Annotated in this window: 18 protein-coding genes and 1 riboswitch; of the genes, 9 read left to right on the top strand and 9 right to left on the bottom strand. The window is 63.4% G+C overall.

What is annotated here, in order from left to right; translation table 11 throughout:
* The first annotated feature begins 9 nt into the window (after positions 1 to 9).
* Together ACB031_RS12005 and ACB031_RS12000 are read left to right on the top strand one after the other, a co-directional pair.
* Complete coding sequence (locus ACB031_RS12005; RefSeq protein ID WP_371139632.1) at positions 10 to 1,104, top strand: amino acid ABC transporter permease; 1,095 nt, start codon at positions 10 to 12, stop codon at positions 1,102 to 1,104.
* A 13-nt stretch (positions 1,105 to 1,117) separates the two neighbouring features.
* The gene (locus ACB031_RS12000) at positions 1,118 to 1,861 is read left to right on the top strand and encodes an amino acid ABC transporter ATP-binding protein (protein ID WP_005298561.1); all 744 of its coding nucleotides are present in this window, start codon (positions 1,118 to 1,120) and stop codon (positions 1,859 to 1,861) included.
* Positions 1,862 to 1,966: 105 nt separating this feature from the next.
* Here ACB031_RS12000 and ACB031_RS11995 read toward each other — a convergent pair whose 3' ends face one another.
* Positions 1,967 to 2,182, bottom strand: a complete 216-nt coding sequence (locus ACB031_RS11995) for a DUF1107 domain-containing protein (protein WP_005298562.1) — start codon at positions 2,180 to 2,182, stop codon at positions 1,967 to 1,969.
* A 172-nt stretch (positions 2,183 to 2,354) separates the two neighbouring features.
* Between ACB031_RS11995 and yfcD the strand changes: the two genes are divergently transcribed.
* Entirely contained in the window at positions 2,355 to 2,858 is a 504-nt protein-coding gene (gene yfcD / locus ACB031_RS11990; RefSeq protein ID WP_017783488.1) for an NUDIX hydrolase YfcD, read from the top strand.
* Between the two features lie 63 nt (positions 2,859 to 2,921).
* Here yfcD and ACB031_RS11985 read toward each other — a convergent pair whose 3' ends face one another.
* A complete protein-coding gene (locus tag ACB031_RS11985) occupies positions 2,922 to 3,848 on the bottom strand; it encodes a phenylacetate--CoA ligase family protein (protein ID WP_010634714.1) in 927 nt (308 codons plus the stop codon).
* Positions 3,849 to 3,974: 126 nt separating this feature from the next.
* Here ACB031_RS11985 and ACB031_RS11980 point away from each other — a divergent pair, with 126 nt between their 5' ends.
* Both ACB031_RS11980 and ACB031_RS11975 read left to right on the top strand, forming a co-directional pair.
* A complete protein-coding gene (locus ACB031_RS11980) occupies positions 3,975 to 4,448 on the top strand; it encodes a peroxiredoxin (RefSeq protein ID WP_017783489.1) in 474 nt (157 codons plus the stop codon).
* Between the two features lie 124 nt (positions 4,449 to 4,572).
* A complete protein-coding gene (locus tag ACB031_RS11975; RefSeq protein WP_094697009.1) occupies positions 4,573 to 5,541 on the top strand; it encodes a calcium/sodium antiporter in 969 nt (322 codons plus the stop codon).
* 68 nt (positions 5,542 to 5,609) lie between these two features.
* On the opposite strand, the gene ACB031_RS11970 is transcribed toward ACB031_RS11975, so the two are convergent.
* Positions 5,610 to 6,761: a type III PLP-dependent enzyme gene (locus ACB031_RS11970; protein WP_252604152.1), complete on the bottom strand. Its 1,152-nt coding sequence runs from the start codon at positions 6,759 to 6,761 to the stop codon at positions 5,610 to 5,612.
* A gap of 508 nt (positions 6,762 to 7,269) precedes the next feature.
* Positions 7,270 to 7,380, top strand: a riboswitch (glycine riboswitch).
* Positions 7,381 to 7,630: 250 nt separating this feature from the next.
* On the opposite strand from ACB031_RS11970, the gene ACB031_RS11965 reads away from it, so the two are divergent.
* Positions 7,631 to 9,007, top strand: coding sequence for an alanine/glycine:cation symporter family protein (locus tag ACB031_RS11965; RefSeq protein ID WP_371139631.1), 1,377 nt, complete (start codon positions 7,631 to 7,633; stop codon positions 9,005 to 9,007).
* Between the two features lie 108 nt (positions 9,008 to 9,115).
* On the opposite strand, the gene ACB031_RS11960 is transcribed toward ACB031_RS11965, so the two are convergent.
* Both ACB031_RS11960 and ACB031_RS11955 read right to left on the bottom strand, forming a co-directional pair.
* The gene (locus tag ACB031_RS11960) at positions 9,116 to 9,817 is read right to left on the bottom strand and encodes a protein ligase (protein ID WP_371139630.1); all 702 of its coding nucleotides are present in this window, start codon (positions 9,815 to 9,817) and stop codon (positions 9,116 to 9,118) included.
* A gap of 99 nt (positions 9,818 to 9,916) precedes the next feature.
* On the bottom strand, positions 9,917 to 11,314 hold the full coding sequence (locus ACB031_RS11955; RefSeq protein ID WP_371139629.1) for a nucleobase:cation symporter-2 family protein: 1,398 nt from the start codon (positions 11,312 to 11,314) through the stop codon (positions 9,917 to 9,919).
* A 246-nt stretch (positions 11,315 to 11,560) separates the two neighbouring features.
* Between ACB031_RS11955 and ACB031_RS11950 the strand changes: the two genes are divergently transcribed.
* Positions 11,561 to 12,700, top strand: coding sequence for a GGDEF domain-containing protein (locus tag ACB031_RS11950; RefSeq protein WP_319906635.1), 1,140 nt, complete (start codon positions 11,561 to 11,563; stop codon positions 12,698 to 12,700).
* A 34-nt stretch (positions 12,701 to 12,734) separates the two neighbouring features.
* On the opposite strand, the gene ACB031_RS11945 is transcribed toward ACB031_RS11950, so the two are convergent.
* Entirely contained in the window at positions 12,735 to 12,983 is a 249-nt protein-coding gene (locus ACB031_RS11945) for a YciN family protein (protein ID WP_005298586.1), read from the bottom strand.
* 138 nt (positions 12,984 to 13,121) lie between these two features.
* Positions 13,122 to 14,501: an MATE family efflux transporter gene (locus ACB031_RS11940; protein ID WP_371139628.1), complete on the bottom strand. Its 1,380-nt coding sequence runs from the start codon at positions 14,499 to 14,501 to the stop codon at positions 13,122 to 13,124.
* 120 nt (positions 14,502 to 14,621) lie between these two features.
* On the opposite strand from ACB031_RS11940, the gene ACB031_RS11935 reads away from it, so the two are divergent.
* Together ACB031_RS11935 and ACB031_RS11930 are read left to right on the top strand one after the other, a co-directional pair.
* Positions 14,622 to 15,479, top strand: a complete 858-nt coding sequence (locus tag ACB031_RS11935; protein ID WP_371139627.1) for a helix-turn-helix transcriptional regulator — start codon at positions 14,622 to 14,624, stop codon at positions 15,477 to 15,479.
* Between the two features lie 68 nt (positions 15,480 to 15,547).
* Complete coding sequence (locus tag ACB031_RS11930) at positions 15,548 to 17,242, top strand: NAD-dependent malic enzyme (protein ID WP_017785971.1); 1,695 nt, start codon at positions 15,548 to 15,550, stop codon at positions 17,240 to 17,242.
* 129 nt (positions 17,243 to 17,371) lie between these two features.
* Here the strand turns inward: ACB031_RS11930 and ACB031_RS11925 are convergent, their stop codons facing one another.
* Both ACB031_RS11925 and ompA read right to left on the bottom strand, forming a co-directional pair.
* Entirely contained in the window at positions 17,372 to 18,433 is a 1,062-nt protein-coding gene (locus ACB031_RS11925; RefSeq protein ID WP_095593178.1) for an OmpA family protein, read from the bottom strand.
* Between the two features lie 218 nt (positions 18,434 to 18,651).
* Positions 18,652 to 19,653 (bottom strand): porin OmpA, encoded by a 1,002-nt coding sequence (gene ompA / locus ACB031_RS11920; RefSeq protein ID WP_017783398.1) that lies wholly within the window; start codon positions 19,651 to 19,653, stop codon positions 18,652 to 18,654.
* Positions 19,654 to 19,668 lie beyond the last annotated feature (15 nt).

Below are 19,668 nucleotides of genomic sequence, written 5' to 3'. Positions count from 1 at the left end.
GGAGTAGTCATGTTTGTGAACGAATTGCAGGAGGCTCTGCCGCCTCCCAGCCATCGCCGGGGCCTGGTCGCCTGGCTCAGGCAGAATCTGTTTCCCAACTGGTGGAACGGCCTGCTGACCCTGGTGCTGGCTTATCTGCTGTTGCCGCTGATCTTGTCTGCCCTGGACTGGGCTCTGTTCTCCGCCATCTGGCAGGGGAGCAGCCGCGAGGCCTGCGGCCAGGGCGGCGCCTGCTGGATCTTCATCGAGAGCCGGCTGGGGCAGTACCTCTATGGCTTCTACCCGGCCGATCAGTACTGGCGCATCAACCTGACCTTCGCCGGCCTAGCGGTGTTGCTGGCCCTGCTCATCTGGCCCAAGACCCCGCGCAAGGGGTGGCTGGCGCTGTTCACCCTGCTGGTGTTCCCTGTCATCGCCTTCTTCCTCATCCATGGCGGGGCGGGGCTGGAGGTGGTTGAGACGAACCGCTGGGGCGGGCTGATGCTGACCCTGGTGCTGGCGGTGGTGGGCATAGTGGTGGCCCTGCCGTTCGGCATTCTGCTGGCGCTGGGGCGGCGCTCCCACATGCCGGTCATCGCCAGCCTCTGCACCGTCTACATCGAGTTCTGGCGGGCGGTGCCGCTCATCACCGTGCTCTTCATGGCGTCCGTCATGCTGCCACTGTTCATGAGTACCGAGGTGGAGCTCGACAAGCTGCTGCGGGCACTCATCGGCATCATCCTGTTCCAGGCGGCCTATGTGGCTGAGGTGGTGAGAGGCGGGCTGCAGGCGATCCCCAAGGGGCAATATGAGGCGGGGGAGGCTCTGGGGCTCTCCTACTGGAAGGTGATGGGGCTCATCATCATGCCGCAGGCCCTCAAGATCACCATCCCCTCGCTGGTGAACACCTTTATCTCCCTGTTCAAGGACACCAGCCTGGTGCTGATCATCGGGCTGTTCGATCTGCTGGCCATCTCCAAGGTGGCCCTGGCGGATCCGGCCTGGCTGGGGTATTCCACCGAGGCGTATGTCTTTATCGCCATGATCTTCTGGATGTTCTGTTTTGGCATGTCCCGCTACTCCATCTATCTGGAGCGCAAACTCAACACGGGCCACAAGCATTAGGAGTAGTTTCGAGATGAAAACGGACGCTGTCGTCGAACTGAAAGCAGTCAACAAGTGGTACGGTGAATTTCACGTGCTGCGCAACATCAACCTGCAGGTGGGCAGAGGGGAGAAGATCGTCATCTGCGGGCCATCGGGCTCAGGCAAGTCCACCATGATCCGCTGCATCAACCGGCTGGAAGAGCACCAGAGCGGGGACATCCTGGTCAAGGGCACGGCCCTGACCTCGGATCTCAAGAACATCGAGGCGGTGCGCCGGGAGGTGGGCATGGTGTTCCAGCACTTCAACCTCTTCCCCCACCTGACCGTGCTGGAGAACTGCTGCCTGGCCCCCATCTGGGTCAAGCAGCTGCCGCGCAGGGAGGCCGAAGAGATCGCCATGAACTTCCTGCGCCGGGTGCGGATCCCGGAGCAGGCCCTGAAGTATCCGGGTCAGCTCTCCGGCGGCCAGCAGCAACGGGTCGCCATCGCCCGCAGTCTCTGCATGAACCCCCAGGTGATGCTGTTTGACGAACCCACCTCGGCGCTGGATCCCGAGATGGTGCGCGAGGTGCTGGACGTCATGGTGGAGCTGGCCCACGAGGGGATGACCATGCTCTGCGTCACCCACGAGATGGGGTTTGCCAAGCAGGTGGCGGATCGGGTGATCTTCATGGACCGGGGGCAGATCATCGAGGAGAACGTGCCGGATCAGTTCTTCGACAACCCTCAGTCGGATCGGACCAAGCTGTTCCTCTCCCAGATCCTGCAACATTGAGCCGCATGGGGGGATGTCGTCCATAAAAAAGCCCGCACTCTGGTGAGCGGCGGGCAAGTAGTAAAAGCATGGACGCAGACTACAAAACAGAAAGGACTATGGAAGTTACCCCAACAGCAGGGTGGTGTGGCGCAGGCCGCGAACCTCCAGATTGATCTGCCGGGCCAGACTCAGGGTCTGACGGCAGGTCAGGCTCTCCAGATTGATCTCGCCGCCGCTGAACTCGAACCGCCCGTGGGTCTCCACCATGAAGCTGCCGTGATGGAAGCTCTTGATGTAGCGGGCAATCTGGCGGGGAGACAAGTTCTTGAACACCTTCATCACAAAACACCTGTTGCGTGGACAGGGCACACTATGGCCTCGTCAGGTGACACGGATGTGACAATTCATGGAGGTTTGTATGAATCCGGTTTGTCGTCGGCGGCCGGCCGGGACGCAACTGAAAAAAGGCTGCCATGACAAGCCGTTGCCCCGATATACTGCGGTCACTTGGATGAATCAGAAGGGTCTGCGTGTGGAGTGGGTGGATGTGGTGGATGGAGAGAACCGGGTGATCGGCGTGGCCGAGCGGGCCAAGGTGCGGCGAGAGAACCTCTGCCACCGTGCCAGCTATATCCTGGTGCTCGACGAGGCTGACCGGATCCTGGTGCAGCGGCGTACCCTCAGCAAGGATTTCTGCCCCGGCATGCTGGACGCCTGCGCCGGCGGTGTGGTCACCACGGGCGAGCAGATGGAACCCTCCGCCCGCCGCGAACTGGCCGAGGAGCTGGGCATCGAAGGGGTGCCGCTGCAGGGTTTTGGCACCTTCTATGCCGAAGGGGAGGGTTACCGGGTCTGGGGCGGCCTCTATAGCTGCCACTATCAGGGACCGCTGCGGCTGCAGGCCGAAGAGGTGAGCGAGGTGTGCTGGATGAGCCAGGCAGAGATAGCCGCGCGGGCCGCCGAATTCACCCCCGACTCTTTGCTCGCCATCGCCACCTGGCAGGCGCGGCGCTGAGCGGCGTTGCATGCAGAACGGGCAGCCACTGGCTGCCCGTTCTGTTTCTGGATGGATGGAACCTCATACCAGCCTGAGTCGCCGGTTGGTGCGCCCGCAGGGGCTGGCACCGGCGAGCCAGTGGCCCTGCCACTCGGTCACCAGGCGCAGCAGCGGGTACTCCAGATCGAGCCGGGTTACCACCAGCTGGCCGACGGCGTCGCCGATGACCGGCTCGCCGCTGGCCAGATCGATGATCTCGACCAGACAGTTCTCGTTGACGATGAACCCCTGGCCGGGCTGGCTCTCGTAGGCGATCACCCCCGCATCCTGCAGCAGCAGGCAGTTGAGCGCGCGGATGCCGTGCACCGCCTGCAGCGGCCGGGTGTCGGGGTGGGACGATTCGCACAGCAGGGCGCAGCGCAGGCTGTCGCTCGGCACCTCGGCCCGCTCTGCCGCCTCCAGCAGGTCCAGCAGCACCGCCAGCGGTCCGACGAAGCCGGTCGGTTCAAAGCGCTGCAACGCCTCCAGTTGGCGCCGGGTATCGTGGGGGCCGCAGGGCACCACCGGGCTCCCCAGCTGGCGGGCGCCGTTGTCGAAGATGAAGGCGGTGGGGCTGATGTGGTAGTCGTGGCCGTTGAGCAGCACCTCCCCGGCCTTGAAACCGGCGGCGAACAGGGCCCGCGCCGCCCCCCACCAGTCGGCCCCGGCATATTCGGGAATGGCCAGCTGGCCGGGGCAGGCAAACACCCGCAGCGCCTGGCTGGCGGGGCGACCGGTGAGGCCGGCAAAGGGCGGGTGGGCCTGCTGGGCGGCGAACAGCTCGCCGGCATTGAGCAGGGGCAGGCTGGCCAACTCCCCCAGATCCTGCAGGCGGCGCTGGCGGTAGGCGCTGGAGTAACCGGTACAATACTGGCCGACATGGGCAAGCAGGTGGTTGAGCTGATCCAGCTGCTGCTGCTCGCGCAGGGGGGAGGGGCGGATTTCCAGTCCATCGTAATAGTGCTGCATGAGGCCTCCTTGGTCGGCTGATCCTGCTCAAGGTTAGTTCAAATGATCCCGCTAAAGGGGGGCCTGTGTCACAGCTCGGCCGTGGGGTAGACTGGGGCTCCTTCCCTCCACTTAAGGATGAGCACAATGATTGCGATGGGTCAGACCCTGCCTGCGGGCGAATTCACCTTCATCACCCCAGAGGGGAAACAGCAGCGGGATACCCACAGCCTGTTTGCCGGCAAGCGGGTGGTGCTGTTTGCGGTGCCCGGCGCCTTTACCCCCACCTGTTCCAACGCCCATCTGCCGGGATACGTGGTGCTGGCCGACCGGTTCAAGGCCAAAGGGGTGGATGCCATCTGCTGCCTGTCGGTCAACGACGCCTTCGTGATGAAGGCGTGGCAGGATGCCCAGAACGCCGCTGCCATCACCATGTTGGCGGACGGTGACGGCAGCTGGACCCGGGCCCTGGGACTGGCCAAGGAGACCGGCGCCTTTGGCGGCGTGCGCGCCCAGCGCTTTGCCCTCATCGCCAATGACGGCGTGGTGGAGCGGCTGTTCGTGGAGGCGCCTGGCAAGTTCGAGGTGTCGGATGCCGAGAGCCTGCTGGCGGCGCTGTGAAAGATTAATCGCCGTTTGATTTCATCTTGAAATAGCAAGGCGGCCCGTTACACTGTTGCCGCGTTTGGATGGAGCCAGGCAAGTTGCCTGGCTCTCGTGTTTGCCGTGGATGAGATAGAAAAATATGACCCTGGCTTTTGTTGCCCTGATTGCCGGACTGGCGTTGCTGGTCTGGAGTGCCGACAAGTTCGTGGACGGTGCCGCCGCCACTGCCCGTTATGCCGGTATGCCGCCGCTGCTCATCGGCATGGTGATCATCGGTTTTGGTACCTCGGCCCCTGAAATGGTGGTCTCCGCGCTGGCGGCTTCCCAGGGCAACCCCGGGCTCGCGCTCGGCAACGCCTATGGCTCCAACATCACCAATATCGCCCTTATTCTCGGCTTGACGGCCCTGATCAGCCCCATCGCCGTGGCTTCCCAGGTGGTGCGCAAGGAGATCCCCATCCTGCTCGGCATCACCCTGCTCTCCGGCGCCCTCTTGCTGGATGGTCGTCTGGATCGCACGGACGCCGCCATCCTCGGCGTGGTGTTCCTGGCGCTGATGGGTTGGTCCATCTGGGCCGGCATGCGCGGCAAGGGGGATGCGCTGGATGCGGAGACCGAGGAGAGCATCGACAGCGAAGGCATGTCCCTCAAGCTGGCCCTGTTCTGGCTGGTGGTCGGGCTGGTGTTGCTCATCGGTGCCTCTCGCCTGTTGGTATGGGGGGCGGTGACCATAGCCCAGGGCTTTGGCATCAGCGATCTGGTGATTGGTCTCACCATAGTCGCCATCGGCACCTCGCTGCCGGAGCTGGCCTCGTCCCTCATTGCCATTCGCAAGAACGAGCATGATCTGGCCCTTGGCAACGTGCTCGGCTCCAACCTGTTCAACACCCTGGCGGTGGTCGGGATCGCGGCCGGCATCCACCCGCTGGACGTGGCACCGGAAGTGCTCTCCCGCGACTGGAGCCTGATGATGGGGTTGACCCTGTTGCTGCTGGTGATGTGCCTGGGCCGCAAGGGGCAGGGGCGCATCAACCGGCTGGAGGGGGGCGTGCTGCTCGCCTGTTTCGTGGGTTACACCGGCTGGCTGCTGACCAGCCAGTTTATCTGACGATTCGCCAGACCATAACAAGAAGGGGGAAGCATCGGCTTCCCCCTTCTGTTTTTGGCGCAGGTCTGTCAGGCCACGGCAACCAGCTTCTGCCCCTGCTGGCTGCTGTCCAGAATGAGGATGTTTGCCTTGGGGAAGAAGTTGAAGGTGGAGGCCGATGCCCAGGTGTAGGCCCCCATCACCCGGCCCACCACCAGCTCGCCGATGGCCAGATCCGGCAGCATGATGCCGTCGCGGATCACGTCCACGCTGTCGCAGGTGGGGCCGGAGAGCACAGAGTTGTGCAGCTCGCCGCGGGCCAGCGGGGTGCTCACCGGGTAGGTGACGTGGTCATAGAGCTGGCCGTTGTAGCTGCCGTAGAGACCGTCATCCAGGTAGTACCAGATCTTGTCGCCGCGGTGGGCCTTGCCCATCACGCTGGAGACCGAGGTCATGGCCGGCGCGCTGATGAAGCGGCCCGGTTCGGCAATCTTCTGCACGGTGGCGGGCAGCTTGGCCAGCGCCTCGCGGATCGGGGCGCAGAAGCCGTCGATGTCGAACTCGCCGCCCTCATAATCCACCGGGAAGCCGCCGCCGATATCCAGCACCCAGGGCTTGAGGCCGAGCTCCCAGGCCTGCTCCATGATTTCGCGGCAGGCGTCGATGGCCTGCACGTGGCGACGGGCATGGGGCACCTGGGAGCCGACGTGGAACGACAGCCCCATCACCTTGATCCCCTTGGCGTGGGCCAGCTGCAGCAGCGGCAGCGCCTGTTCCGGAGTGCAGCCGAACTTCTTGGAGAGGTCGACCTTGGTCTCGGGATTGGGGAAGCTCACCCGCAGCAGCAGTTTCACCTCGTCCTTGTAGGGGAGGAACTTCTCCAGCTCCAACGGGTTGTCGTAGACAAACACGGTGCAGCCGTACTCCAGCGCATAGCGGATATCGCTGTCGCGCTTGATGGGGTGGGTATGAATGCAGCGCCCCGGGCGGACACCCTGACTGCGCACCAGATCCACTTCGCCATTGGTGGCCAGATCGAAACAGGCCCCCTCTTCCTTCAAGACAGAGACCACTGCCTCGTGGGGCAGGGGCTTGAGTGCATAGTGCAATCGTACATCGGGCAGGGCGGCGGCCAGGGCCCGATACTGTTTGCGGACGGCTGCCTTGTCTAGCAGCAGCAGGGGGGAGCCGAATTGTTCAACCAGCTGACGGTAATCTTGTGCTACCAGGGTCTCGTTCATTCTCTTTTGGTCATCCTTAGGGGGCGTGATATGCCCAAGCCATATGCGATTGAACCGGCGACGGCCGGCTCAGGCGAGCGGTCCGGGGGGACCAACCAGGCACACTGCATAACCTCCTTGCAAAGTGCTTAGTTATGCGCGGGATTATCGGCTTATTGCGTTTGTGTGCAACCCTTTTGATTGGATATGTCGGCAAGTTTTTCTGGTCGAGACGAAAGATCATCTTGATATGGCCCATGTTTCGACTAGCAAGCGGCAGGTTGTGCAGGCAACCTTGTCTAACGTATTGATAGTTAACGAACAAATAACATTCGGCCCCAGCCTGGCCAGAATCGAAAAAAATCGGCGACGAGGGGGCGCGAGTGGGAGACAGCTCACACTTTTTGGATTACCATGCCCGCTTCCTAATCCAAACTAGTTCGGATGAAGGTAGCAGGAGAGCGATGGGCAACCATCCACCGAAGAAGTGAATCTTTCAGGTACCGGGCAACCGGTGTGGACTGCTACTGGACGATACTCTGGAGAGACCCGTTGAATCGGGCGCCGAAGGAGCAAGGCACCGTGATTGCATCGCAATCTGGCGCCGGAAACTCTCAGGCAAAAGGACAGAGGGGATGGGATGGTTGTACCTGAGCTTGAAACTGTTCACGGTCTGTAACGAGAGGTCGTCAGCAAGGTAAAGAGCAGCGCAGGAACCGGAGTGTATGTGAATACATGAGGCTTTCGAGCAGCGCATGAGCCTTGATCACGACCTCGCAGCAAGAGTGTGAACACGTTTTTTGCCTGCATCCGATCGCCTCTGGCCGATCGCGACACCTATGGGAAGATCATCCTTCTCCTCCTTAATTTCTGTTTCTTAAGGAGGATGCATGTCATCAATTCAATCGGCGCTCGCCGCCATCGATAGCTTTATCTGGGGGCCACCCCTGCTGATCCTGCTGGTCGGGACCGGCGTCTACCTCACTCTGCGTCTGGGTCTGCTTCAGGTCGTGCGTTTGCCGCTCGCCCTGCGTCTGGTTTTTGGCCGCGATCAGGGTCAGGGCAAGCAGGGGGATGTTTCCAGCTTCGGCGCGCTCTGCACCGCCCTCTCCGCCACCATAGGCACCGGCAACATCGTCGGGGTCGCCACCGCCATCAAGCTGGGCGGCCCGGGCGCCCTGTTCTGGATGTGGATGGCCGCCCTGTTCGGCATGGCCACCAAGTACGCCGAGTGTCTGCTGGCAGTGAAATATCGCCAACAGGACGCCAACGGCCAGATGGCGGGCGGCCCCATGTACTATTTGGAGAAGGGGCTCGGCTCCAAGGTGCTGGCCAAGCTGTTCGCCCTGTTCGGCATCGGCGTCGCCTTCTTCGGCATCGGCACCTTCCCCCAGGTCAACGCCATCAGTGACGCCATGAGCCTCTCCTTCTCGGTGCCCCGTGAAGTGACCGCTGTGCTGCTGACCCTGATCGTGGCACTGGTGACCCTGGGGGGGATCAAGTCCATCTCCAGCGTGTCGAGCAAGGTGGTGCCCTTCATGGCCATCTTCTACATCGTTGCCTGCCTCGGCGTGCTGGTGAGCAACGCCGCCGCCCTGCCGGATGCAGTGGCGCTGGTGCTGCAGAGCGCCTTCACCGGCCATGCGGCCACCGGCGGCTTCGTCGGCGCCGGCATCATGCTGGCAATCCAGTCCGGGGTGGCGCGCGGCGTCTTCTCCAACGAGTCGGGACTGGGTTCTGCCCCCATCGCGGCGGCGGCGGCCAAGACCGATTCCTGCGTGGAGCAGGGGCTGGTCTCCATGACCGGCACCTTCATCGACACCATCATCATCTGCACCATGACCGGGCTGACCCTGGTGGTGACCGGGGTGTGGAGCGGCGATGTGAGCGGCGCTGCCATGACCAGTCTGGCCTTTGCCCAGGGGCTGGATGCCCATATCGGCCAGTATCTGGTGAGCATTGGCCTGCTGTTCTTCGCTTTTACCACCATCCTTGGCTGGAACTACTACGGCGAGCGCTGCACCGAGTACCTGTTCGGGGTGAAGGCGATCAAGCCCTACCGCCTGGTCTACCTGGTGCTGGTGGCGTGCGGCGCCTTCCTGCATCTGGACATGATTTGGCTCTTGGCCGACATCGTCAACGGCCTGATGGCGGTGCCCAACCTCATCGGCCTTATCGGCCTGCGCCACGTGGTGATTGCCGAGACCCGCGCCTACTTCAGCCGGGACAGCGATACGGAGTCCGAGCCCGAGCCGCAGACGGCCTGATGCCACGACACTGCATTCAAACGAAAAGCCACGACCTGGGTCGTGGCTTTTTCTATGGGCGCTTTTATGAGGGGAGCAGGCTGCTGTGCCCGGCAGCAGGGCCCGTGCTCACTCCTTGCTCAGCAGCGCGCTGAGCCGGGCTTTCACCCTCTCTACCAGCTCGCCATCGCGCCCTTGCCAATCGATGGCTTGCGCAATGGTGGTGGAGGTGCCCGGGATAAAGCGCAGCTCGCCGCCCGCCAGCTCGTAGAAGCGACTTGCCATCCGGGTGCCCTCGTCTACATCGCCGGCCACCAGCAGCATGGCCTGGGCCAGCACGGCCCCTTGGTGATCCTGGCCCGGTGCCAGCCAGCGCTGGGCGGTGCCGGTCACCTTGCGACCCCCGATCACCAGATTGTACTGGCCATCGCAAAACGAGCCGGGCACGAAGTCATAGCTGCCCTCAAGGCCATATTGCGCCAGCAAACTGAGCAGCGGTGCCCCCAGCAGCCGGTAGTAGTGAGCCAGATCCGTGGTAGTGCGAGGCAGCATGAGCGACAGATTGAGGATGCCGGCGCCGTGGGGCACGGCGGTGCCGCCGCTGTCGCGCACGTGCACAGGCCAACCCTCGGCAGCAAGCTGCTCGCAGGCGGCCTGGTAGCGGGGCAAGCGGGTGTCCTTGCGGGTGACGATGAGGCATTGGGGCGCCTGCCAGAGGTGGGCGCGGGGCTGGCGGTCATGGGCACACTCTCGCAGCCAGCGCTGCTCCTCGGTCAGGATCTGATCCGGGGTGTGGTTGCTGGGCAGGGGGGGAAGCAGGGTATAGGGCATGAAAGGCATCCTGAGCAGAGGCTGCCCAGCACACTACCCGTGGCGGCTGGCAAGGTAAAGCCCCGCATGGCGGGGCTTTGGTGCAAGGATGGCGGAGTGTCAGGCCTGTGCGGTGGCGCGCTTGGGCAGCAGCAGATTCATGATGATGGCGGTGAGGCCGCCGGTGGCGACGCCGTAGGAGAGCACGCTCTTGGCCAGATCCGGCAGGTGCTGCAGCACTTCCGGCACCTGTGCCACCCCGAGGCCCATGGCCAGCGACACCGCCAGGATCATCAGGGCGCGGCGGTCCAGCTCCTCGCGGGAGATGATGCGCACCCCGGCGGCGGCGATGGTGCCGAACATGACGATGGTGGCGCCCCCCAGCACGGGTTCAGGGATCTGCTGCACCAGGCTCGCCACCGCCGGGAACAGGCCGAGCAGGGCCAGCATGGCGGCGATGAACAGTCCGACGTGGCGGCTGGCCACCCCGGTCAGCTGGATGACGCCGTTGTTCTGGGCGAAGGTGGACATGGGGAAGGTGGAGAACACCGCCGCCAGCATGGAGTTGGCGCCATCGGCCAGCACGCCACCCTTTATCCGTTCCATGTAGACAGCCCCTTCCAGCGGCTCGCCGGAGATGTCGGAGGTGGCGGTCATGTCGCCGATGGCCTCGAGCGCCGTCACCACGAAGATGATGGCGAGCGGCACGAACAGCTGCCAGTCAAAGCCGAGCCCGTAGTGGAGCGGGATCGGCACCATCAGCAGCGGGCCGTCAAAGGTGGGGGCGTTGACCTTGCCCAGCAGCAGCGCCACCGCATAGCCCACCAGCATGGCGATCATGATGGCGGAGAGGCGCAGCCAGGGGTTGCGGCTGCGCTGTAGCAGCACGATGAGACCGAGCACCAGCAGGGAGAGGAAGAGGTTGGTGTGGCTGGCGAAGCTACCGTCCGCCAGGGCGCCGTAGCCGCCCCCCATGCTGATGAGACCCACCTTGATGAGGGTCAGGCCGATGAGCAGCACCACGATGCCGGTCACCAGCGGGGTGATGATCCGTTTGACCAGGTGCAGGAAGCGGCTCATCACCACGATAGTGAGGGCGGCCGCCAGCATGGTGCCGAACAGGGTGCCCAGCAGATCCTCTGTGGGCATGGCCGCCTGTTTGAGGGCGAGGCCGGAGGCGATGATGGGGCCGAGGAAGTTGAAGCTGGTGCCCTGCACCGAGAGCAGGCCGGAACCGAGGGGGCCGAAGCGGCGGGTCTGGATGAAGGAGGCGATGCCGGACATGACCAGCGACATGGAGACGATATAACGGGTGTCGGCGGCAGGGAGGCCGAGGGCGTTGGCGATGATGAGAGGAGGAGTGATGATGGCGACAAACATGGCGAGCATATGCTGCAGGGCGGCGAACAGGGTCTGGGGCAGGGGCGGGACATCCTCTATGCCGTAGACCAGTTCGCTGTGGGCTCGTCTGGGTGGATGGGCCTCTCGGGTTGCGCGTACGGCGGCAGCCTGTTCCATAAATACCTCGAATGTGTGGGGGAGGGGGGAGAAAATTGGGCGCTATTTTAGTGATTGAGAACGGGCTGACCAGCGCTAATTCGGCTGGAAACGGGTTTATTTTTCGATGGGTTGAAACGTTTGCGCGTGGCGATTATGATCCGCCGGTTTGTGTGACGGCGCTCGCCCGTAAATGGCCCCGGTTGCATAGGATTTTGCCGCCGCACGGCGTAGAATGAGGCCTCTGTTGCGATTTGGAGGCTCTGGATGCTGAAGCTGTCGGAGTTCTGGAGTGCCCGTGCCCACTCCGAAGATTTTACCCTGACCCGCATGGGCTTTATGACGGTGCGTCTTCGGCTGCTCACCTGTCTGTTGATGGTGGGCCTGCCCGCCTGGGCTGTGGTGGACTGGCTGACCTTGCCCGCCGCCCAGTTCGATGAACTGTTTCAGGCCCGGATCTTCTGCCTGCTCGCCCTCTCCCCGCTCATCCCCTTCTCCTACCTCATCCATTTCAAACGCGAACGCATGAAGCTGGCGCTCGGCTACCTGATGGCGGTGATGATGCTCTTCTCCCTCATCTGCCTGCACAGCTTCGGCGCGGATCAGGAGTTGCAGGCGGGCTACATGGCCTTCCCCTACCTGCTCATCAGCCTGTTCGCCATCTTCCCCATTCCGCTCTCCCTCGGCCTGCAACTGGCGGGGGGCATTCTGGTCACCATGCTGGCCGGCAACTGGCTGCTGGTGGGGCAGCCGCTCTGGAGCGTGCAGACCCTCAACCAGATCTGGCTGCTGGGACTGTTTGCCCTGGCCAGCAGCTGGGTGCAGTGCGGCCAGCTCAACATGCTGCTGCAGCTCTATCGGGAGTCCACCACCGACGAGCTGACCGGCATGATGAACCGCCGCCTGCTGATGAAGCAGCTGGAGAAGGCGAGGATGAACATGGTGCGCAAGCAGGTGCCATTCGCTGTGCTGTTGCTGGATTTGGATCGCTTCAAGCGCATCAACGACACCTTCGGCCATCTGGCGGGGGATGCGGTGCTCAAGGAGGTGGCGGCGACCCTGGCGGAGCAGCTGGAGCCCGGCATGGTGCTGGGCCGCTACGGCGGCGAGGAGTTTGCCATCCTGCTGCCCAACTGCGCCGGGCTGGCCCAGGCCAAACGGGTGGCCGAGCGGCTGCGGGTGGCGGTGGAGGCGCGGCTGGTGAAGAGCCCCACCTCCGACGAACTGCTGGAGGTGACGGTGAGCATAGGCCTGACCCTGGCCCTGCGTGGCGAAGGGGTGGAGGATCTGCTCAACCGGGCCGACGAGTGTCTCTACATGGCCAAGATGGCCGGGCGCAACTGCGTGGTGGGGGAGCTGGGCGGCAAGCCGGCACAGCCTGCCGCCATACAGACAGATGCCGCCTGAGGGCGGCATCTTGCTTGAGCGGGGTTGAGCGGGCTCAGCCCAGCTGGTACTTGCCGGAGAGCTGCTGGGCCAGCAGCTTGAACATGTTGAACACCGCCATGGTCTTGCCGGTCGGGGTACCATCTTCGGCCAGGAAGAACTCCCCCTTGAACACCAGGATCTCCCCCTTCTGCTCCACCGAATCGGCGCGCATGCCGTGGATGAAGTCTTCGTGTTCCTTGATGATCTTGTTGGCCATCTCCAGCAGGGCAGTCTCGGTGATCAGCTCTTTTTGTGGTTGCATGCTCGTCTCCTTAAACGACTACTGGGCAGGGGCATAAGGGGCGGCCCTGCCTCTGATTGAAGAGGGGGCCAGCATACTGCAAACGGGGATTTTCTGTCATTGATATGACCCCGCATTTTCCCGCTTTGCTCTCTTCCCTTATCCCAGTACCAGATTGCGCAGCCAGCGGCGCTGACGGATGCGGCGCTGCACCAGCAACACCTTGCTGAGCTCCTCCAGCAGGATCACCGCCACCACCCAGGAGAGGGGCCAGCCGAGCAGGTTGACCGCCCCCCACGCGAGCGGCAGGCCGATGCACCACATGCCGACGATGTCGATGAAGATGCTGTAGTTCACATCCCCGCCCGAGCGCAGCACCCCGACGATGCCCACCATGTTGAACACCTTGAGCAGCATGCCCAGACACAGGATGGCGAGCACCTGACCGGCCTCCGTCATCAGCTCGCCCGGCAGATTGCCGACCCACTGCAGCAGGTGGGTCTGCAGCAGCCAGACCGCGATCCCCACCAGCAGGGCACCGATGGGGGCGAGCAGCAGGAAGAGCTGGGAGTGCTGCCAGGCGGCCTCGTACTCCTCGGCCCCGAGCCGGTGGCCGAGCAGGGTGGAGCAGGCCACCGCCAACCCGAAGAAGAGGGAGATGAGGATGCTCTCCAGCGTCCCGAGGGTGGTCATGATGGCCAGCGAGTCGGTGCCAAGGTGGGCGTAAAGAAAGCCGTAGAGCAGCATGCCGAAGGCCCAGAGCCCGTCATGGAACAGGAGCGGCAGGGCGATCAGGGTGAAGCGCACCACCTCCTTGCGCTTGAAGGCGGCCAGCCAGTCTTGCTTACGCGGGATAAGACGGGATTCGATGCGCCACACATAGCACAGCAGCAGCGCAGTCTGCAGCAGCCGCGAAATCGTGGTGCCCCAGGCCGAGCCGGCCACCCCCATCGCCTCGAAACCGAAATGGCCGAAGATGAGGGCGTAGTTGAGGATGACGTTGGCAATGATGGCGATGATGCCGATGCGGGTGGGGGCGGCGGCATTGCCGACCGAGCGCAGCGCCGACTCCAGCGGCACCACCACGGCAGTGCAGAGGATGGTGGCGCCGGTGATCATCAAAAACTCGTCCGCCAGCTCGCGCAGCGCGGGCTCCTGGCTGGCAAAGCCGAGCACGCTGCCAGGTGAAAGCACATAGACGAGGGCAAATGGCAGGCTCACCGCCAGGGCGCCCACCAGCGCCAGCGCCAGCGAGCGGCGCACCCCGGCCATCTCGCCGCGACCGTAATATTGTGCCGCCAACACCGAGACCCCGCCCGAGAGCCCCGCTATCACCAGCAGATTGAAGAAGAAGACCCGGTTACCCAAGCCGACCGCCGCCACAGCCGTGGTGCCAAGCTGGCTCACCATCATGATGTCGATGAGACCGAGCAGGGAGAACATCATGGATTGCAGCGAGACCGGCAGGGCCAGCCGCCACAATCGGGTCATGAACTCGCGATCGGTGGTTTGTTTTAAAATCGCTTGCCAATAATTCATTTATGTTAACCGGGTAGATAAAAAGCAAGGTTTGTCATGGGTATGATAGGGGGAGTAGCGGGTGGCTTCACTGTGAGCCTCTCTCGGCTTTCTTGTGCAAAACTATCCTGTTGAGGTGCTATGCCGTTTGTCAGCGAGTGTCTGGAAATTGCCCCGGCCTGCGAGGAGCGAATGCTGGGGCGCGAAGGGCTGCCACTGCTCGGGGAGGCGGGCATCTTCCTGACCGGGCTCTCGCACATCCGCGATCACTACCTGATCCGCCGCAACCGGCCTGAGTTTCACATCCTGATGGTGAGCCACGACGAGGGGGGCGCCCTGCTCACCGATGACGGCGAGCAGCCCATCCCGGCCGGTTCGCTCATCTTCTTGCCGGCGGCAGTACCGGGCGGCCTCAAGCTGGTGGGGGCGCAGTGGCGCACCAGCTGGATCCTGCTTGACGACGTGCCGCGCTGGCAGCACCTGCACCGGCTCGGTCACCGCATCTGGCAGGGGGAGGAGGGGGAGCCGCTCTATCATCTGCTCAGCCTGATGCAGGGGGAGGGGGTGCGTTCACCGCTGCAGCCCCAGTTGCTGAGCCTGCTGCTGGCGCTCTTGGAGCGTACCCTGCAGGGGGAGGTGCGCGGCACCCCCGAGATCCGGTTGCAGGCGTTGTTTCGGCGGGTGGAGGCACGCCTCGACGAGCCCTGGAGTGTGGCCTTGCTGGCCGATCAGATGGCCTGCTCGGTGCCCCACCTGCACCGGCTCTGTCGGCAGGTGTTCGGCATGAGCTCCATGGCCTGGCTCACCGAGCTTCGTATGAACAAGGCGCGCCAGCTGCTGCTCTATACCAACTGGCCGCTGGGTGAGCTGGCCGGCCGGGTCGGTTACAGCGACGGCGCCAACTTTGCCAACCGCTTTCGCCGGCTCACTGGTCTGACCCCTGGCGCCTTTCGTCGCCTGGGTCGCAAACCTTTTGCAACGGATGTGCAAACTCTTTGAAATTAACGGCGCAAGCCCATAGGATCGGCGGACTCCTTCGTCCAGGTCATCGTTTAGGTACCCGATCCATGTTTGAAGATAATAACCAGAAACGTCCCCTCTACATTCCCTATGCCGGTCCGGCCCTGCTGGAGACCCCGTTGCTCAACAAGGGCAGCGCCTTCACCAGCGAAGAGCGCAGCAACTTCAACCTCGAAGGCCTGCTGCCCCAGAATATCGAGACCATCGAAGAGCAGGCCGAACGGGCCTACCGTCAGTTCATGGCGTTCGGCAACGACATGGACAAGCACATCTACCTGCGCAACATTCAGGACACCAACGAGACGCTGTTCTACCGGCTGCTGACCAACCACCTGACCGAGATGCTGCCGGTCATCTACACCCCGACCGTCGGCAAGGCGTGCGAGGAGTTCTCCAACATCTACCGCCGCGCCCGCGGCCTGTTCATCTCCTATCCGGACAAGGACAGGATCGATGACATGCTGCAAAACGCCACCAAGCAGAACGTCAAGGTGATCGTGGTCACCGACGGTGAGCGGATCCTGGGCCTCGGCGATCAGGGCATCGGCGGCATGGGCATTCCCATCGGCAAGCTGTCGCTCTACACCGCTTGCGGTGGCATCTCGCCGGCTTACTGCCTGCCGGTGGTGCTGGACGTGGGCACCAACAATCAACAGCTATTGAATGACCCCTTCTACATGGGCTGGCGCAATCCGCGCATCTCGGGCGAAGAGTATGCCGAGTTCGTCGACGCCTTCATTCAGGCGGTCAAGCGCCGCTGGCCCGACATCCTGCTGCAGTTCGAGGATTTCGCCCAGAACAACGCCATGCCGCTGCTCAATCGCTACAAGAACGAGCTCTGCTGCTTCAACGACGACATTCAAGGCACCGCCGCCGTGACCCTCGGCAGCCTCATCGCCGCCTGCAAGGCCTCCGGCGCCAAGCTCTCCGAGAAGCGGGTTGCCTTCCTCGGCGCGGGCAGCGCCGGTTGCGGCATCGCCGAACAGATAGTGGCGCAGATGAAGGCCGAGGGGCTGACCGATGCCCAGGCGCGCGGCCGGGTCTTCATGGTGGACCGCTTCGGTCTCATCACCGACAAGATCCCCAACCAGCTCGACTTCCAGCGTCGTCTCTCCCAGCCGGTAGAGCGCATCGCCGATTGGCCGGTGGGGGACAACATTTCCCTGCTGGAGGTGATGGAGCACGGTCGCCCGGACATCCTGATCGGGGTCTCCGGCCAGCCGGGGCTGTTCACCGAAGAGGTGGTCAAGACCATGCACAAGCACTGTGCCCGCCCCATCATCTTCCCGCTCTCCAACCCCACCTCCCGGGTGGAAGCCACCCCGGCCGACCTCATCCGTTGGACTGACGGTCAGGCGCTGGTGGCCACCGGCAGCCCGTTTGCACCGGTGGAGTACAAGGGCAAGCGCTACGCCATAGCCCAGTGCAACAACTCCTTCATCTTCCCGGGGATTGGCCTTGGCGTCATCGCCGCCGGTGCGACCCGGGTGACCGATGCCATGCTGATGTCGGCCAGTCGCGCGCTGGCGGAGTGCTCGCCGCTGGTGAAGGGGGAGGAGGGCTCCCTGCTGCCGGATCTGGCGGACATTCATGAGGTTTCCCGCTACATCGCCAAGATGGTGGCCAAGACCGCCATGCTGCAGGGCAAGGCGGTGCAGACCCCGGACGAGGTGATCGATCAGGCCATCGAGGCGAACTTCTGGCGCCCAGAGTACCGCCGTTATCGCCGCACCTCCTTCTGATCCTGCGCAAAGGCGCAAAGCAAAAGGGATGCCTCGGCATCCCTTTTTTGTGCATGGCGTGGCGGGCTCGCTGGCCGGCGCGCAGTCATCTGCACCTGGTCACACGTCCGGTCCTCTGCTCGGCCTGGTTCACTGCTCTGCTGGCATCTCAGGTGCAGCGGGCTCGGCGCTCCCCTGGGTACCGGTGACCCGCACTTCCACCCGGCGATCCGGGGCCAGGCAGTCGATGAGGGCGGCTTTGGCCTTGATGGCATCACACTGGCTGCCGGTGACCGGGTTGCTCTCGCCATTGCCCTGGATGCTCACCTTGTCGGCGGGCAGCCCCTTGCCGATCAGGAAGTTGGCGACCGTGCTGGCGCGGGCCTCCGACAGCCTCTGGTTGTTGGCATCCGTGCCTATGCGGTCGGTGTAGCCCATCACCACGGCGCTGCCATCCTTGGGCTGGACGTCGACGATCTGCTGGTAGAGCGAGTCGAGTGCCTGCATCCCCTCCGGCTTGAGATCCGCCTTGCCGAACGCAAACAGCACGTCCGAGCTCAGGTTGAAGGTCTGATCCACCGGCTCGGGGGCGGGCGGTGGCGGGGGAACGACCATGGGCGCTGGGGCCGGCTCTACCGGTTTGCTGCGGTTGGGGTGGATCACCAGCTCCAGGGTGGCGGTGCTGATGTCGCTGACCCAGCGCTGGGTACCGCTGCCCACCTTGTCGTTGTCAGGATCGTCGCCGACCCGGACCAGATAGCGGTAGCGGGCCTGGATGTCGACCCAGTCGTGCAGCTTGGCGGTGAGGCCGAGACCGGCCAGCGGAGCCAGGTTGTTGTCACCGCCGTTGACGGATTTGACGTGGTAGAGGTAACCGCCCCCCTCGGCGAACACCGAGAAGATATCCCCCAGCGGCAGCCGCCCAATCACCGACAGGGTGGCGCCCTGGCTGCTGAAGTCATTGCCCTGCACATCCCAGTTGCCGGTCGACAGGTAACCCAGTTCACCTCCCAGGTTCTCGGTGAAGTTGTAGCCGCCGAACAGGGAGAGCGCGGTGGCATCCTTGCTCGCATCCTTGCCAAAGTCACCCAGATCGTGAGCGATGGCCCAGCCGCCACCCACCCCGGCGTACCAGTCGTTGTCCGGCGCCGCCTGGGCACCCGTGGCCGCCAATGCCAATGCAATCCAAACCGGTTTTACTTTTATGTTCATCGCGTATCCTCGTCGATGCTGGTGTAGTAGGGCGCAAGCCCTGTTGAGTACAACCACCACTATTTATAGGTGATGCAGAGCGTTTAACCAGCTGACGGGGCAGGTTGGCAGGAAATGTGCACAGAAATGCGCACAAAAGCGGAGCAGGATGACGGGCCTGACGAGGGGAATAAAAAAGGAGGCCTGATGGCCTCCTTCATGGTCAGCGGGCTGACGACTTACTGTTGAACTTGCTGTACACCGGTGACGCGCACTTCAACGCGACGATCCGGCGCCAGGCAGGAGATCAGCTGAGCCTTGGCCTTGATGCCGTTGCACTGGGTACCGGTGACCGGGTTGGCCTTGCCTTGACCCTCGATGGAGACCTTGCCAGCCGGCAGACCCTTGCCGACCAGGAAGTCGGCCACGGTGCGGGCACGGGCTTCGGACAGCTTCAGGTTGTAGGCTTCGGAGCCGATGCGGTCGGTGTAACCGACGACCACGGCGCTGCCATCCTTGGGTTGAACGTCGACGATCTGCTGATACAGGGTGTTCAGGGCGGCCACTCCTTCCGGCTTCAGAGTGGATTTGCCGAAGGCAAACAGCACGTCCGAGCTCAGGGAGAAGTTCTTGTCGACCATCACCGGCTCAGGAACGGGTTCGGGTGCCGGGGCGGGCACGGGGGCCACATAGGTGGTGCGGTTCGGGTGCATCACCAGCTCCAGGGTCGCCACGCTCATGTCGGTTTCCCAGGTCTTCTGCTCGTCACCCAGGTTCCACATGTAGCGGTAGCGGGCTTGCAGATCGAGCAGGTCGGAGAGCTTGGCGGTCACGCCCAGACCGGCCAGCGGGGCAGTGCCGTTGTCGCTGCTGCCGTTGCCGTTGACGTGGTTGAAGTAGGCACCGCCTTCTGCAAACACGGAGAAGATGTCGCCGAGCGGCAGACGGGCCAGACCGGACAGGGTCGCGCCCTGGGTCTTGAAGTCAACGCCGTCTACGCCGCCTTTGCCGGCATAGAGGTAACCCAGCTCGGCGCCGAAGTTCTCGTTGAAGTTGTAACCGCCGAACAGGGAGAGCGCGGTGGCGTCCTTGTCTGCGTCTTTGCCGAAGTCGTCCAGGTCGTGACCATAAGCCCAACCTGCACCCATACCTGTGTACCAGTCGTTGGCGGCTTGAGCTGTGGTGGTGCCCATGGCTGCGATGGCCAGAGCAATCAGGGTGGGTGCCATTTTCATTTTCATCGTTTTATCCTCGTT

It is taken from the genome of Aeromonas sp. S8(2024) (assembly GCF_041403085.1).
Classification (GTDB): Bacteria; Pseudomonadota; Gammaproteobacteria; order Enterobacterales; family Aeromonadaceae; genus Aeromonas; species Aeromonas dhakensis.
The sequence above is the reverse complement of the archived record's forward strand: the minus strand, read 5'-3'. Positions and strand labels throughout refer to the sequence as shown.